Genomic DNA, 15,181 nt, shown 5'->3' on the forward strand with positions numbered 1-15,181 from the left:
TTAGTCCCTGTATAGGAATGCCCTACAAAGCCGTGCATACCAACGAGTCCATCCCGTCGAATCGGGATCAGGGTGAGAACACATGTACGTAAGAACAATGTCGGCAGATTCCATTGCCTCCACGAACGGAACGCCCGCGTCGACCGCAGCCGCAGTCACCGCCAGTATCGACGGCCGACGTGAGGTGTGTCGCTGATGTGTGGTATCATCGCACAGGCAGGGGCAGACGACGCTGTCGGGACCCTCATCGACGGGTTAGAGCGTCTCGAGTACCGTGGCTACGACTCCGCAGGTGTCGCCGTCCAGAACGGGTCTGGCATCGCGGTCCACAAGCGGGCGGGCGACGTCGCCGAGGTCCGCGACGAGATTCAGACCGCCTCGCCCTCCGGCGAGGTCGGCATCGGCCACACCCGCTGGAGTACCCACGGGCCGCCCACTGACGCGAACGCTCATCCCCACACCAGCGAGACCGACTCGGTGGCAGTCGTCCACAACGGTATCATCGAGAACCACGCCGAACTCCGCGAGTTCCTCCGAGAGGAGGGGTACGAGTTCACGAGTGACACCGACACCGAGGTCATTCCCCACCTCATCGACCACTTCCGCCGACAGGAGTCGACGACGACGGGGGCCTTCCGTCGCGCAGTCGAGGAACTCGAAGGGAGCTACGCGATTGCGGCGCTGGTCCGTGACGAAGGGCGCGTGTACGCGGCCCGCGCCGGGTCGCCGCTCATTCTCGGCCTCGACGACGACAGGTACTACCTCGCCAGCGACGTCCCCGCGTTCATCGAGCACACGCGCGAAGTGACGTATCTAGAGGACGGCGACGTCGTCGTGCTCGAACCCAACGACGCCCAGATTCTCGACGAGAACGGCGTCCCGGTCGAGCGGAGCAGTGAGCGCGTCGACTGGAACCCCGAGGAGGTCGGCAAGGGTGCGTTCGAGCACTACATGCTCAAGGAGATTCACAACCAGCCCAGTTCGCTCTCGAAGACGATTCGCGGGCGGGTCGACCCGGAGAACGGCCAGGTGACCCTCGAAGAACTCGACGCCGAGGTTCTCGACGGCGTCGAGGACGTCCACATCGTCGCATGTGGCACCTCGTACCACGCTGCACTGTTCGGGGCACGTATGCTCACCGACGCCGGGGTCAGGACCCGAGTGTTCCGGGCCAGCGAGTACGCGAAGACGGCGGGGCCCACCTCCGACGGGACGCTGGTCATCACGGTCACCCAGAGCGGGGAGACGGCCGACACGCTCTCGGCACTCCGCACGGCGACCGAACGCGACGCGACGACGGTGACGGTCACGAACGTCGTCGGGTCGACGGCGGCCCGCGAGGCCGACGAGAGTGTGTTCATCCGTGCGGGGCCGGAAATCGGCGTCGCCGCGACGAAGACGTTCACCTCGCAGGTGGTCACGCTGGTTCTGCTCTCCCAGAAGATGGCGGCGGAACTCCCGCAGGCCTCGCCCCGCGAGGACCTGTCGGACCTGCTGCGCTCGCTCGAACAGATTCCCGACCACCTCGACCAAGTCGTCGAGACGAGTCGAGCCGAGGACTTGGCGGCCCGACTGCTGGACTACGACGCGTACTTCTTCATCGGGCGTGGGATGAGTCGCCCGGTGGCGCTCGAAGGCGCGCTGAAGTTCAAGGAGATTACCTACGAGCACGCCGAAGGGTTCGCGTCGGGGCAACTGAAACACGGTCCGCTCGCGCTCGTGACCTCTCAGACCCCGGTGTTCGGTCTATTCACGGGTGAGGAGGTCGAGAAGACGGTCACCAACGCGAAGGAAGCACAGACACGCGGTGCCGACATAATCGGTGTCGGTCCGGCCGGCGGTCCCGGAGAGGCCGAGTCCGACGCGTACCTCCGCGTACCCGACACGCACCCCGTGTGTCAGAACCTGCTGGCGAACGTCCAGCTCCAACTCGTCTCGTACCACACGGCCAAACAGCTCGACCGCTCGATAGACAAGCCACGCAACCTCGCCAAGAGCGTGACAGTCCAGTAATGTCCGTTCAGATGAGACAACTCGACCGGGACATCCGTCCCATGAACAAGGAACTGTTCGGCGTGTTCGGGGACAGGGACACCTTCGAGCAGTTCCGGTCCGCGGACGAGTTCGACCGCGTCGTCACTGGACCGGACCTGACCTTCGGGATTCGGAGTTCGGAACTCGACATCCCCGGTCGAACCACCGTCTATCAGGGCGAGGACGGCGCGTGTGCCCTCTGGGGCGAAGTGTACCCTCGCTCCATCGACGGTCTCGACCCCGCGGAGTGGTTGCTCTCGGAGTACGCCGAGCGCGGCACCGAGGCGATGACCGGTTTCAACGGGTCGTTCATCGCAGTCGCCGACCACGAGGACCAGAGTGGGGTCGTCGCGACCGACAGCGTCCGTAGCCGTGAGTGTTACTACGCGGACACGCGAGGGACCCGCGTGTTCGGTACCGACCCGGCGACGGTCGCCGGCGCGATTCCGGACCCCGACGTGAACTACGAACCGCTCCTCGAGTTCCTGCACTTCGGCGTCGTCTTCGGGAACCGCACGGTGCTCCAGCAGGTCGAGCGGATTCCGTTCGATAGCTGGCTCACCGAGGCCGAGACGAGCGAGTTCGGCCGGTTCGTCTACGAACCGCGCGAGTTCGACTACGCCGCCGAACTCGCCGAGCGGATGCGCCGGGCGCTCGAACGCCGAAACGACCTGCCGGGGAAGAAGGGCGTCCTGCTGAGCGGCGGGTACGACTCCCGGACCATCCTCGCCGGCATCTCCGACATCGACAAGGGGTTCACCGTCGGCGAGTCCGACAGCTCGGAACTCACCGTCGCGAAGAAACTCGCGAACCAGTACGGCATCGAACATCAGCCGCTGTCCGTCGACGAGCGGTACCTGAACACGGACCTCGAGACGGTCAAGTACGGCCACGGTATCATGGAGTCCCTGCACATCCACCACGCGGGCTACATGGACCAGATGGACGTCGAGACCATCTACCACGGCGGACTGGCCGACACGATGCTGCGCGGACACTTCCAGCCCATAACCGGCGTCGAGGTGTTCGACCGGAAGTGCCCGCCGTACCGAATCGACCCAGACCCCGACATCGCGGAGCACTTCGCCCAGAAGTTCGGCTACCTGCCGGCTTCGGAGAACCTCTCTCGCGCGCTCACCGTCTTCGACGAGTCCGGGAAGGAGTTCCTCCGTCGCCGCGTCGACGAGGTGCTCGACGACTGGGACCACCGATTCGACAGGCTCTACGACGGGATGGCGCTGTTCGGTATCCTGAATCAGCCGTCTCGGCCGTTCCGGTTCCAGTTGAACGACCAGTTCATCGAGTCGTGCGTCTCGCTGGACGCGGAACTCATCGAGTGGCACCTCGCCACGCCGCCGGAACACCGGAACACGCAGACCTACCTCCGGGCGCTCCGGAAACTGGACGACGACATCCTGCACCACCGGCCCCCTGACAGGCCGTACGACTCGTACACCTTCAACCAGATAGACAACTTCCTCCGGCGAGCCGTCCCGTTCGTCTCCGGGTACGAGGGGCCGTGGCCCGACCGGTCGAAACTGTACGCCGAGGCCGGCATCGACCAGCAGGTGTTCCCCGACTCGCCGTGTGTCCACAAGCTTCCGTGGCGACTCAAACTCCGAATCAACGACATCACGACGTGGCTCGAGTCGACGACGGGCGGCGACTCCGTCGACCCTTCGGACCTCGTTCAGTACGAGCAACCGTGCGAGCCAACGCCCGAACGGCCGCTTCAGTGACGAACAGTTACTTCTGAACGAAGTATTGTTTTACCGCGCACGTGCGTAAACTACCATTAACAATTGTCGCAACAGTGCCCACGTGACTGCCTCGCACATTATTGGGGTGCTATGGCCATCGTGTTGGACGACCGACAATCCGTCCTCTGAACGGCAACTCGAATTGGAAGATTTTCGCCATTGAGTCGACTTAAGGCAAAATTAACGAGCAAACTCTCCTTTTTGGAAGAAATACGCTAAATCCACCAACTTGATTTAAAACGTCCGACGAATGTCGGACGGGCCGTAAAGGCTATCAGTAATTGTGCGCATTGAACGCGCAACATGAACAGGCGTCAGTTATTGAGTGTCTTCGCGGTTATCCTCGCTTTAACGGGGGTAATGGCGTTCTCCGTCGGCGCCGCGGCCGGCGCGGAGGCCTCTCGAGACCCCGCGGGGAGCATCGTTGGTGTGAGCCAGACCCACGCTGTCGGCTCGACAGGGAACACGACGTACGTCTGGGGACACACGGCGCAAGGGCAGGCGGTCAACGCGTATCTCGTCAGCGTCCAGACCGAGGGCGCGGGCCCCGGGACAGAGCTGTGCCTGCGCCAGAACGGAACGACCACGTGTACGTCGCTCGCCGACACTTCCTCTGCGACTCTCTCTATGGCGGCCAACGACAGCGACGCGACGCGAGAAGTGAACCTGACTCTGCGGAACGCGGAGACTGGCGCCATCGTCGACGCGACCACCATCACGCAACAGGAGATTTCCCGCAGCGGGGACCTCGACGACGACGGTCTGACTAACGAGAACGAGGTCAACCACGGGACGAACGTCAGCGACGCGGACACGGACGGCGACGGCCTCGCGGACGGCGAGGAGGTCGAAGAGTACGGCACCTCGCCGACTTCGGCGGACACCGACGGAGACGGACTCACGGACAAGGCGGAGATTAGTGTGGGTGCAGACCCGACGATGGCAGACACGGACGGCGACGACGTCCCCGACCAGCGTGAACTCGAACTCGGGACGAACCCGACGGTGGCGGACACGGACGGCGACGGCGTCGCTGACGGCCGCGAACTGGCCGAAGGGACGAACCCGACGGTGGCGGACACGGACGGTGACGGTCTCTCGGACAGTGTGGAACTGTCCGTGGGGACGGACCCGCTCGCGTCCGACTCCGACGGGGACGGACTCACGGACGGACGTGAGCGAAAGATCGGCAGCGACCCGCTCGCGGCCGATTCTGACGGCGACGGCCTCACGGACAGCGAAGAGGTCGAGGCGGGGACGGCACCGACCATCGCGGACACGGACGGTGACGGCCTCGCGGACGGCCGCGAACTGTCGGTGGGGACCGACCCCAAGGTCGGCGACACGGACAGTGATGGACTCGCGGACGGGGCCGAACTGCAGGAAGGGACGGACCCGACAGAGGCCGACACCGACGGAGACGGCATCGTGGACGGTCGCGAGGTGCACCAGCTAGGCACGAACCCCACGCAGGCAGACTCCGACGGCGACATGCTGAGCGACCCGCTGGAGGCGATGCTCGGCACGAACCCGACGAGCCAACTCACGCCCGCGTGGCTGACGAGTACGTTCCTCGGGTTCGTCGTCGGCATCGGCCTCTCCGTGACGGCGATTCGCAGCGGCCGCGTCATCGAGATGGTCGACCGCGTCCGCGCGTTCGAGTACAGCCTCGTCCGCGAGGAGGAGACCGTACTCGGCGTCTCCGAGACGACTACAGAGGACGTTGTCGACGACGAGACGGACGTCGAGGAGATTCCCGACTCCGCGCAGGCGGTCGTCGAGCAACGCGAGAATAGCGACCTCCTCGCCGACGAGGAATTGGTCACGGAGATGCTCACGGCCGAGGCGGGCCGGATGAAGCAGAGCGAGATTGTCGAGGCAACCGACTGGTCGAAGGCGAAGGTGAGCCGTCTCCTGACCCGGATGGCCGAGGAGGACGAAGTCGTCAAACTTCGTCTGGGCCGTGAGAACCTCATCTGCCTCGAACAGGCGAAGCCAGAGTCGATGCCCCCGGACCGCGACACCGACAGCAGGCCCGGGCCAATCGATAAGGCTGGCTCAGGGGCCGTCTCGTAGCCGACCTGACTCGCCGTCCGACGCCCGGCGGCCGATAGCGGCCGCGCTGTCCTGACTGGCTCTCTCCCGCCGTGCGTGTGTGTTCTGCGGGGCCCGACCCCAACCCTATCGGGGCCAGGTGGGCCCCTCGACACCGCTCGAGTAGTCGCAGAGACCCCTCCAACCGGGCCGTCTCGGTCGGTAAGTTCGCCTTATTCTCCCGAAATGCGCCTCACAGCGCCTTCTGCCGTCACGGAACGGTCTGCCCACCGGTGAGCGACCTAGGCGTCCGAAACTGACTGCCGAGCGACTGTTCCAGCCGTTGCAGACGGACGGAACCGGATTCACGAACCGGCGTACGCGGCTCTCCGGCCACGAATCGACGATTGGCGCTTTGAGCGCCTGAGCCGAGGTTTAACAACTGTTTAGCACGCTCGGAAAACCGGTGAAACAGTCGCGTTCGGCGGAAACTAACGGAACGTTCGCCCCTTTATATGGGGTGATGGGCTGTAGGCAAGGTTGAACATGCCCGAAGCATCACTCCGTGACGAGACGACAGATAGCGGTCTCGACGAGACAGACGCGGACGCCGAGACGGACTCGGACGCCGACTCGGAGCAGGAGCTAACGCGGGACGACATCTTCCACGTGCTCCAGTGCCGTCGGCGCAGGCTCGTACTCAAGTATCTGCAGGAATACGACGGTGAGGAGCCGGCGCGGATGGGCGACATCGCCGAACACATCGCCGCGCTCGAACACGACACCACCATCGACGCACTGCGCTCCCAACAGCGCCAGCGCGTGTACATCGCGCTCTATCAGTCCCATCTGCCGAAGATGGACAAAGCCGGCGTCCTCGAGTACAACCAGAGTCGGGGCTACGTCGAGACGACGGGTCTCGCCGGCCGCTTCGACGCTTACCTCGAAAACGAGCCCTCGCTGCTGGGCGACGCGGACGAGGGGGAGGAGACGATGGGCGAGGAACCGACCGCGACTGGCACGCCCGCGGCGGACGGCCAGGCGGACGCTCACGCGGACGTGGACGTGAGTTGGCACAAGCGCTACCTCTACGCCGGTGGTGGCTCTCTCATCGTCGCGTCCGCACTGTCGAGCGGCCTCATGTCCGCGCCGCTCCCCTCCCAGATTGGCGTGGGCATCCTCGTGAGCGCGCTGTTCACGCTCCTCGCGGCGAGCCACTGGCTGACCGAGTCGTCGTGGTCCGACGGCCCGTGGAACACCGCGAACGCTAACCAGTCGAACGAGTGAGTGTCTCGATGAACCAGACACGGATACAGACAACCGCCGCACGCGTTCGAGGAGGGACCTCGTAGACTCACGATGCCAGCATCTATACTCTCATCACGACCTATGTGGTTCCAATCCGACGACGAGTCGGATTCTGAGCCTGACCCGGACCGGCCGGAACTCGACGAGGACGCGGTGTACGACCTCCTGGGGAACGAACGGCGTCGGGTCTGTCTGAAACTCCTCTCCGAGGACGAGACGGTGTGGTCGGTCAGCGACCTGAGCGAACGGGTCGCGGAGATAGTTGCCGACCCGTCGACCTCACCCGACGACATCTACAACAGCGTCTACATCTCGCTGTGTCAGAACCACCTCCCGAAACTCGACGAGGTCGACCTCGTCGAGTACGACTCTGACGAGAAGACCATCAGCATCGGCCCGGCATTCGAGGACATCGGTCGACACTGGCTCGCGGAGGAACAGTCCTCGGAGCCGTCCGCCCCGGCCTACACGCTCACCCTCGCGGCCAGCGCGGTGACCGTCGTCTGTCTCGCGGCGCTGGTCGTGGTTCCGTCGCTCCAGGGCGTCGTGGTGCCTGCCTTGCTCGCCTTCCAACTCGTCGTCCTCGCCGTCGAGGCGGGTCGACGCAACTTCTAGATTCGCCGATTGCGACCCGGTACCTGAGAGCCGACCACAGCGGCAAGTAGGCGCTGTCCCGTCGTCACGACCAGCACCGGCGATGGCAATGGCTGACGGCGTCGCCGTCGGAGAAACGAGAACAGGACGCGACGTTACTGCGAGTTACTCGGGAGCAGCGACGACTATCGACCCACTCTCGTCGACGGTCACTTCACAGCCGGCGAACGGGAACGTGACGCGACAGCTCTCTCCCCCGCCACCACCTCCCGTATCCGGGTCGAAGAACATGTCGAGTGCGTCGGAATCGATTGTCTCTTCGAGTGGTTCGAGGTCCGTCGGTTCGCTGTCGACCGCCGCCGCGACCGCGCTCACTACTGCCGTGCTCGTGTGTGTGTCTTCGCCTGCGTCCCGCTGAAAGCGGTACGTGTTACTCCGGGCGTCGTATTCGACGTTGGTTCCCAGGTCGCTGTGAATCATCGACGGTTCGGTATCATATCTGAAGGTATGAACTTATCCTGTTACTAAAGACCGCTACGTTGGTGAATTGTTGTCACTCTCACTCGTCGTCGGGTTCGAAGAGGAGGACGAGCAGTTTCCTGAGTGCGACCCGCAGATGCCGGTTGAACGTCGGCTGAGAGATGTCCAACAGACTGGCCACCTCCTCGGCGGTGTGTTCGCGGGGCCACTCGAAGTAGCCGCTCACCAGCGCGGTCCGGAGCGCCTCGAACTGTCGGTCGGTCAGGCGCTGTTCGAACGCCACTCGGAACGGTTGGTCGCCGCGCGACGAGCGAACTCGTTGGGTCCGGGAGTGCAACCGAACGTCCGGAGAGACCCGCTCGAGTGACTCGACGAACCGGCGCACGTCCGTCTCTGCCGGCAACGTGACGAGGAGGTTGGTCGTGTCGCCGTCGGCGTCGAGGTTCCTGAGGGTGCCGCCCTCCTCGAGAATCTCGTTGACGAGCGACACCGGTTGCAGTTCGACTTCGAACAGTTCACCGTCCCCGTGGGCGACGTGGTCCACGCTGTCGACGAGCGCCGCCGACTCGAAGGCCTCTGCCACATCGTCCGGGTCTGTCTCAGTCACGACGAGAAACAGCACGGCCGCTCGCTCGCGTGCGAGGACGCCTTCGAGTTGCAGTCGGCCCCCAGTCTCGCTGGCGACCCGACTGAACAGGTCCGTCCCGTCGGTGAGCGTCAGTTCGAGGTCGATGACCCGGTCGGCGAGGAGCGCCCGCTTGCGCTCCAACACGCCGATGCCGTAGGTAATCGCGTCGGCGATGTCGCCGAGAACCTCTCGGACCGCCTCGTCGAAGGCACCGGGAGTGGTCGCGTGGATAGTGAGGACGCCCCGAAGCCTGTCGTCCAGCGAGAGGGGGACGCTCACGACAGACTGGAACCCCCGGGCCAACGCCGTCTCGCGCCACGTGTCTTGCCTGAGGCCAGACGTGACGTCGTTGACGACGGTCTCGGACCGGGTCCGGGCCGTTCGGACCGCCGGTTCGTCGACGCCGTCAGCTATCGCGAGGTCCACGGCGTCGAGGTAGCCCCGTTCACTGCCGGCCCACGTCTGGGGCTCGACGCGTTCGCGGGAGCTATCGACGGACCCGATGCGCACGAACTCGAAGGCGTCGACGGATAGTAACTCGTCGCAGACGCGCCGCTCCAACTCTTCACGGTTCTCCGCCTCGATGGTCGCGCGCTCGATGCGTAACAGGGTGTCCACGAGCTCCGTCCGCTGGTCGATGCTGGCCGCGCGCGCTTCGAGCTCTCGCTCTTGGTCTTCGAGCGATTCGGCGTGGTCTAACTGTTCGAACGCCGCGGTCGCCGCCGTAGCGAGGTTGGTCACCCGTTCCCGCGTGTGCTCGTCGAAGCGGGACGGGCGCTCGGCACCGACGTGCAGGACCCCGAACTCGCCGATGGGGACCGTCAGTACCGCCTCGTCGGTCGCTACGCTGGCCGTCGTGTCTCCGTCGACGAGCGTCGTCGACTCGTGGTGGTCGAGCGTGCGGAGGTCCCCGGAGACGTACGTCTCCCACAGGAGCGTCCCGTACCCGGCGCTCACGTCGTCTGCGTCCTCGTCGGTGGATGCGACGCGACGGAGGCGATGCTCGTCGTGGTCGAAGAGGTACACCGACGCGCTGGGGAGGTCCAGCACCGTCGTCGCCGCAGTCACGACGCCGTCTGCAACCGCCGCTCTGGAGGTCGCCTCGAACAGCGAGCGGACAGTCGCGTGCGCGCCGCCCAACAGCCGTCCGGAGGCGTCGGATTCGGTCGGGTCGGTGTGTCGACCTCGGGGTTTCGACGACTCCAGCACCCGCTGGACGCGGGCTTGCAGGACGCCCTCGCTCGAGGGGTCGTCCGGGTCGAGGCGAACCACGTCGGTCGCCCCGGCTTCGAAGGCCTCTCGCTCGTCCGAGAGCGAGACGTCGGCCCCGGCCAACACGAACGGTAGGTCGGGGTACTCCGCTCGGACGTGGCGAAGCAACTCGACGCCGCTGCCGTCGGCGACGTGCTTCGCGCTCACGACGACGTCAGCGTCACCTTCCGATTCGAGATGCGCAGTCGCCTCTCGCGCACACTCGACCGAGACGACGCTGGCGTCGTCGTGGCCGTCGCCGAGCGCCGACAGCGCGCCGCGCAGGCGTTCGCTGTCGCCGACGACGACGATAGTCGCGGGCCAGTCGAGTGTGACGCGGGTGTAGCCGGACGACATTAGTCGATGTGGTGGACCGTGGACGATTGCGCTGCGATACTGTGGGGGGAGAGAGACGACATCGTCACCCCTCCGTTCGCTCGATGGTTATCTCGACGTCGTCGCCGTCTTTGAGGTAGTACTCGCTGGGGGTGACCTCGTCACCGTTCACCGCCACGGTGACCGTCGTGTCGGACTCGCTGTCGTCGTAGGTCGTGCCGTTGATGGTGATGCCGTCCTCGGTGGCGTTGACGCCGTCGAGCGAGTCGAGTGCGTAGTCGAGCGTGACGCTCCACGAGTGGGCGTGCCAGTACTCGCCGTCGCCGCCCTCGAAGTGGAAGTACCGGTCGTTGGTCTGGTACCTCGACTGGCTGAAGTCGACTTCCTCGCCGTCGACGGTGACGTTCATGTCACCGTGGATGTGTTGCTGTTCGTTGTCGATGTAGTTGCCCGGCGTCGAGGCGTTCATGGTCGCCGTCTCGACGGTGACCCAAATCTGGTCGCCGTCCTCGACGGTCGCCTGTCCGGGGTCGACTTCCTCGCCGTTGACGCGGTAGGAGATGGTCGTCCCCTCGGTGGACTCCCGATAGGTCTGGCCGTCCACAGTGAGGGAGTCGGTCTGCGCGTCGACGTCGAAGCGGGAGAGCGCCTCGGAGAGCGTCAGGTTCGACGAGGTGGCCCACGTGTGCGGGTCCTCGGCCATCCCGAAGCCGTCACCCGACTCGCCGCGGGACTGGAGGTCGAGTTCCTCGGCGGCGACGGCGACGGTCAGCTTGCCCGTAGCCGTCCCGTCGGTGCCGTCGGCGTCGGACCCCGACGACGTGGACGTCCCGGTCTCGGTGTCGCCGTGACTGTGGTCGTGCCCGTCGCCGCTCCCACTCGTCGTCTGCTCTTCGGCGGTCTGCTCCGCGGTCGTCTCCTCTACGACGGTCGTCTGCGCTTCGGTGGTCGTCTGCGCTTCGGTCGTCGTCTCCGTCGCGTTCGCGCCGCCCTCGCCCGCACCGAGGCCGGCACAGCCCGCGCCGAGGACGAACAACCCGGCGACGAGCAGTGCCAGTAACCGCCGCTTCGATGTGCTAACCATCAGTATCGGGTAGACGAAGGACTCACGTGCGGTTTATTACCGGGCTGATAGACGCGCTTATCTGGTGTATAATAACGCCACCGACCGCAGAGGCGCTAGACAGACAATGCGTTCTACGTCCGCGACTGCTGAGACGACGTTAGACCCAGAGACGCGACCGGTGTGGGAAGGGCGTCGCCCGCCGACCGAGGACCCTCGCGGGCACGGTGGCCACCGCCTCGGGGAGCAATGAACTATCAAAACGTTCTCACCCTCCTGTTCGCCGGCTGTTGTCTGTTCGCGGTCGTGAGCATGGCCGCGTCCCTCCAGACGACGGTCCCGGGGAAACCCGACGACGTCATCGACGTCGACACGGAGTCGCTCCCGCTGCCGTCCGAACAGGCCGACCAAGTGACGAACGCTCTGCAGTCGAGCGGAGAGCCCACCCAGCAGGGCGGGTCGGGAACCACGACCCGCGACTCGCCCGACGGTGACAGGGAGGTGCAGGACTCGAAGGAGAGCGGTAGCAGCGAGTCCCAGCAATCGAGTACGAGCCCCATGGACGGCGTCGGCGAGAGCGCTGGACAGGAACCGTCCGACGACGGCTCTCGGAGCGGGTTCAGCGAGAAGGCCGGCCTCGGCTCCGGCCCCGGGCAGAGTCTGCTCGACATGCTGCGTCAGTTGTTCGAGCAGTTGCTCTCCGTCTTGGCCCTCCTCCTGCTTCTGGGGGGCGTCGCGCTGGGCGTCCACAAGCGCGACTTTCTCCTCGCCCGCCTCCGTGCGCACCTCGGACGCGACGGCGGGACCGGTGGTGCCCGCGAGGCCACGGCGAAGGTGCCCACTCGCTCGCCGGACAACGAGATTGAGCGGACGTGGCTGGAGATGGTGTCCCGGGCGGACGTGGCCGACGACCCGTCGTTGACGCCGCGGGAACGCGCCGAGGCCGTGGCGCAGGCCGGACTGCGACGCGAACCGGTTCGGCAACTGACCGACCTCTTCGAGGACGTCCGCTACGGCGAGAAACCGGTCACGACCAGCGAGGTCCGCGCGGCCTCGGACTACCTCCGACAGTCGACGGGGCGGACCGATGACTGAGGCGACCGACGACGCTCGGCGATTCCTCGAGGACGTCCCGTGGGTGCGTCTCGTCCTCGGCGGTGTCGGCTTCCTCGTCATGGCCGGGGCCTTCCTCACGGCCGGTGACCTCGCGGCGGGTCTCATCGACACGCTCCGGGACTCCATCGAGAACGACTACCTGCTGGTGATGGCCTTCGGCGGCGTCGCCGTCGCGCTGGCGGCGGTGTTGCTGCTCGCCAGCCGCGACAGCGTGCAGGTCCGCGAGATGCCGGAGGTCGAGGGACCGACCCCGGCACCGACGCCCGGTGACGCCTTCGAGGAGCAACTCGGGAACTGGCGGACGCTGCTGCCGCTGGTCGGCCGAGAGGCCCGGACCGACGTCCGTGACCGACTGCGCGACGCCGCGGTGCGGACCGTGGCGGCAGAACACGGGTGGGCCCGACAGCGGGCGGCAGCGGCCGTCGCGGACGGGTCGTGGACAGACGACTCGGTGGCGTCGTCGTTCCTCTCGTCGGACGACGGGGGCGACTTCGTCGACACCACGCTGTCGGCGCTCGCACACGGCGAGACGCCGCTCCAGTACCGCGCCCGTCGCACGCTGGCGGCCATCGCCGAGGCCCACGAGCGGTCCCGGGGGCGGTCCAGATGAGCGACCCTCGACGGACCCACCGCTGGCGGGGCGTCGTCGTCCTCACGCTCGGGGCCGCCGGCGTGGGACTCCTCGCGAAGCGACCGCTCCTGTTGCTCGTCTCGACGCTCGGCGTGGTCTACGCGGTGTACCCGCACCTCTCCTCGGTGTCAGAGCCGCAACTCGAAATCGAGCGGCGCGTCAGCGAGGAGAACCCCCGCGCGGGCGTCCCAGTCGAGGTGACGACCACGGTGCGCAACGTCGGTAACCGACCGATATTCGACCTCCGCGTGGTCGACGGCGTGCCGCCTGCACTCGGCGTGACCGAGGGGACCCCGCGCTTCGGGACCGCGCTCCGCGCCGGCGAGAGTGCCTCGTTCTCCTACACGATGGAAGCCAAACGCGGCCGCCACCGCTTCGAGGCCGCGACGGCCATCGCTCGGGACCCGAGCGGGGACCACGAGGTCGAGGTGCAGGTCGAGACGGACACCGAAGTCGACTGTACGACCGACGTGGCCGCGGCACCGCTCCGCTCACAGACGCTCGACGTGACGGGACAGAACCCGGCCAACTCCGGCGGGAGCGGCACCGAGTTCCACCAGACCCGCTCGTACCGGCGGGGCGACCCGGTCGCCCGCGTCGACTGGAACCGCTACGCCCGGACGGGCGAACTGACGACCATCGAGTTCCGGGAGGAACAGACTGCGAGCGTCGTCGTGGTGGTCGACGCGACGCCGTCGGCCTACCGGGGCCGGGAGGGCGAACCCCACGCCGTCGTCGCCGGCGTCGGGGCGGCCCAGCAGCTGTTCGAGACGATTCTCGACGACCAGAACCACGTCGGCCTGTCGGTGTTCGGACGGGAAGACGTCTGGTTGGAGCCCAGCAACGGCCGCAGACACCGACTGAAGGCGCAGGAACTGCTCGCCACGCACTCGGCGTTCGCGGCCCGGCCGCCGGACCCGGACACGGAGGTGGCCATCGAAGAGCAGGTGAAGACGCTCCGCGCCCGGCTCACCGACAACACGCAACTGCTGGTCGTCTCGCCGCTTCTGGACGACCGCGTGGTCGATGCCGTCCGGCGCTTCGAGGCCGAGCGCCATCAGGTGACGGTTATCTCGCCCGACGTGACGGTCATGGAGGGCGACGCCGACGGCCGCACCCTCGCCGCAATCGAACGCGACACGCGCCTGCGTCGCCTCCGCCAGACGGACATCTCGGCGGTGGACTGGTCGCCGTCGGAACCGCTCGCGGCGACGCTTCACCGTCGCATGGAGGTGATGCACGGATGACCACGCGACACGCGAACGCCCGGCCCGCACCGGTGAGTAGCGTCGTCGCGGTTGCCGCCGCCGTCGGTGTCCTCCTCGCCCTCGCTGGGAGCACCGGGTTCGTCGGGAAGTGGCTGGTCGTGGAACTCGTCGGTCTCGGTGCCGTCGCCCTCGGGGCCGTCGGCTACCGTGCGGGGTATCGGGTTTTGGGCCTGTTCGCGGCAGTCGTCGGCGGCGCAGTGTGTGCGGTCGCTATCGCCGGATTCGGCGGACAGAGCGGCCCGCTGAGCGAACTACTCCGCCTCCTTCCCGGGTTCCTCGGCCTCGCGGTTCTCGCGGCCGCACTGGTGCCGGTCCGGGGCGACGGGTCGCGGTCGCTCGTCAAACTCGGCACCGGAGGTCTGTTCGCCTGCGTGGTCCTCGCGGGCCTGTTCCAGACGGCGGACCTGCCGCTGTTGCTCGGGTCCGCTGTCGGGACGATTCTCGCGTGGGACGCGGGCGAACACGCCATCGGCGTCGGCGAACACCTCGGCCGCGAGGCGACGACGTGGCGGCTCGAAGCGACTCACGTCCTGAGTACGGCGGCGGTCGGTACCGCCGGGGCGCTGTTCGTCGTCTTCGCTCGCGGGTTCGCCAACGACGCCCTCTCTCTCCCCTCGTTCGCCATGGTGTTCGTCGCGGTGGTACTGCTGACCGCCGCCCTCCGGTGGTGACCGGTCG

General features: G+C 66.5%; 12 protein-coding genes. 9 read left to right on the forward strand and 3 right to left on the reverse strand.

Going from position 1 to position 15,181, the window contains the following annotated elements:
* Positions 1 to 195 precede the first annotated feature (195 nt).
* From glmS to Hhyl6_RS19690, 5 genes are all read left to right on the forward strand, one after another.
* The gene (gene glmS, locus Hhyl6_RS19670; protein WP_483740953.1) at positions 196 to 2,013 is read left to right on the forward strand and encodes a glutamine--fructose-6-phosphate transaminase (isomerizing); all 1,818 of its coding nucleotides are present in this window, start codon (positions 196 to 198) and stop codon (positions 2,011 to 2,013) included.
* A gap of 11 nt (positions 2,014 to 2,024) precedes the next feature.
* Positions 2,025 to 3,773, forward strand: a complete 1,749-nt coding sequence (locus Hhyl6_RS19675; protein WP_483740954.1) for an asparagine synthase-related protein — start codon at positions 2,025 to 2,027, stop codon at positions 3,771 to 3,773.
* 381 nt (positions 3,774 to 4,154) lie between these two features.
* A complete protein-coding gene (locus Hhyl6_RS19680) occupies positions 4,155 to 5,870 on the forward strand; it encodes a helix-turn-helix transcriptional regulator (RefSeq protein ID WP_483740955.1) in 1,716 nt (571 codons plus the stop codon).
* A 504-nt stretch (positions 5,871 to 6,374) separates the two neighbouring features.
* Positions 6,375 to 7,115: a DUF7344 domain-containing protein gene (locus Hhyl6_RS19685; protein ID WP_483740956.1), complete on the forward strand. Its 741-nt coding sequence runs from the start codon at positions 6,375 to 6,377 to the stop codon at positions 7,113 to 7,115.
* A 102-nt stretch (positions 7,116 to 7,217) separates the two neighbouring features.
* Positions 7,218 to 7,751, forward strand: coding sequence for a DUF7344 domain-containing protein (locus Hhyl6_RS19690; RefSeq protein WP_483740957.1), 534 nt, complete (start codon positions 7,218 to 7,220; stop codon positions 7,749 to 7,751).
* 144 nt (positions 7,752 to 7,895) lie between these two features.
* Here the strand turns inward: Hhyl6_RS19690 and ddfA are convergent, their stop codons facing one another.
* The 3 genes from ddfA to Hhyl6_RS19705 all read right to left on the reverse strand — a co-directional run bounded on the left by ddfA (position 7,896) and on the right by Hhyl6_RS19705 (position 11,509).
* Entirely contained in the window at positions 7,896 to 8,210 is a 315-nt protein-coding gene (gene ddfA, locus Hhyl6_RS19695) for a DdfA family disk-determining factor (protein WP_483740958.1), read from the reverse strand.
* A 79-nt stretch (positions 8,211 to 8,289) separates the two neighbouring features.
* Positions 8,290 to 10,446 (reverse strand): bacterio-opsin activator domain-containing protein, encoded by a 2,157-nt coding sequence (locus Hhyl6_RS19700; protein WP_483740959.1) that lies wholly within the window; start codon positions 10,444 to 10,446, stop codon positions 8,290 to 8,292.
* 64 nt (positions 10,447 to 10,510) lie between these two features.
* Positions 10,511 to 11,509, reverse strand: a complete 999-nt coding sequence (locus Hhyl6_RS19705) for a hypothetical protein (protein ID WP_483740960.1) — start codon at positions 11,507 to 11,509, stop codon at positions 10,511 to 10,513.
* 228 nt (positions 11,510 to 11,737) lie between these two features.
* On the opposite strand from Hhyl6_RS19705, the gene Hhyl6_RS19710 reads away from it, so the two are divergent.
* The 4 genes from Hhyl6_RS19710 to Hhyl6_RS19725 are packed head-to-tail and all read left to right on the forward strand — an operon-like array spanning position 11,738 to position 15,174.
* Positions 11,738 to 12,583, forward strand: coding sequence for a DUF4129 domain-containing protein (locus Hhyl6_RS19710; RefSeq protein ID WP_483740961.1), 846 nt, complete (start codon positions 11,738 to 11,740; stop codon positions 12,581 to 12,583).
* On the forward strand, positions 12,576 to 13,214 hold the full coding sequence (locus Hhyl6_RS19715) for a DUF7269 family protein (protein WP_483740962.1): 639 nt from the start codon (positions 12,576 to 12,578) through the stop codon (positions 13,212 to 13,214). The genes Hhyl6_RS19710 and Hhyl6_RS19715 overlap by 8 nt, the downstream gene beginning before the upstream one ends.
* A complete protein-coding gene (locus Hhyl6_RS19720; protein WP_483740963.1) occupies positions 13,211 to 14,482 on the forward strand; it encodes a DUF58 domain-containing protein in 1,272 nt (423 codons plus the stop codon). Before Hhyl6_RS19715 ends, Hhyl6_RS19720 begins: the two co-directional genes overlap by 4 nt.
* Entirely contained in the window at positions 14,479 to 15,174 is a 696-nt protein-coding gene (locus Hhyl6_RS19725; RefSeq protein WP_483740964.1) for a DUF7519 family protein, read from the forward strand. Before Hhyl6_RS19720 ends, Hhyl6_RS19725 begins: the two co-directional genes overlap by 4 nt.
* The last annotated feature ends 7 nt before the right edge of the window (positions 15,175 to 15,181 follow it).

This window comes from Haloarcula sp. H-hyl6 (genome assembly GCF_056934455.1).

What these genes read in the sequence shown, in the direction of transcription:
- Hhyl6_RS19675 (WP_483740954.1), top strand. Translation starts at nt 2,025, where the DNA reads ATGAGACAACTCGACCGGGACATCCGTCCCATGAACAAGGAACTGTTC.
- Hhyl6_RS19690 (WP_483740957.1), top strand. Translation starts at nt 7,218, where the DNA reads ATGTGGTTCCAATCCGACGACGAGTCGGATTCTGAGCCTGACCCGGAC.
- Hhyl6_RS19700 (WP_483740959.1), bottom strand. Translation starts at nt 10,446, where the DNA reads ATGTCGTCCGGCTACACCCGCGTCACACTCGACTGGCCCGCGACTATC.
- ddfA (WP_483740958.1), bottom strand. Translation starts at nt 8,210, where the DNA reads ATGATTCACAGCGACCTGGGAACCAACGTCGAATACGACGCCCGGAGT.
- Hhyl6_RS19725 (WP_483740964.1), top strand. Translation starts at nt 14,479, where the DNA reads ATGACCACGCGACACGCGAACGCCCGGCCCGCACCGGTGAGTAGCGTC.
- Hhyl6_RS19710 (WP_483740961.1), top strand. Translation starts at nt 11,738, where the DNA reads ATGAACTATCAAAACGTTCTCACCCTCCTGTTCGCCGGCTGTTGTCTG.
- Hhyl6_RS19680 (WP_483740955.1), top strand. Translation starts at nt 4,155, where the DNA reads ATGGCGTTCTCCGTCGGCGCCGCGGCCGGCGCGGAGGCCTCTCGAGAC.
- Hhyl6_RS19685 (WP_483740956.1), top strand. Translation starts at nt 6,375, where the DNA reads ATGCCCGAAGCATCACTCCGTGACGAGACGACAGATAGCGGTCTCGAC.
- glmS (WP_483740953.1), top strand. Translation starts at nt 196, where the DNA reads ATGTGTGGTATCATCGCACAGGCAGGGGCAGACGACGCTGTCGGGACC.
- Hhyl6_RS19705 (WP_483740960.1), bottom strand. Translation starts at nt 11,509, where the DNA reads ATGGTTAGCACATCGAAGCGGCGGTTACTGGCACTGCTCGTCGCCGGG.
- Hhyl6_RS19720 (WP_483740963.1), top strand. Translation starts at nt 13,211, where the DNA reads ATGAGCGACCCTCGACGGACCCACCGCTGGCGGGGCGTCGTCGTCCTC.
- Hhyl6_RS19715 (WP_483740962.1), top strand. Translation starts at nt 12,576, where the DNA reads ATGACTGAGGCGACCGACGACGCTCGGCGATTCCTCGAGGACGTCCCG.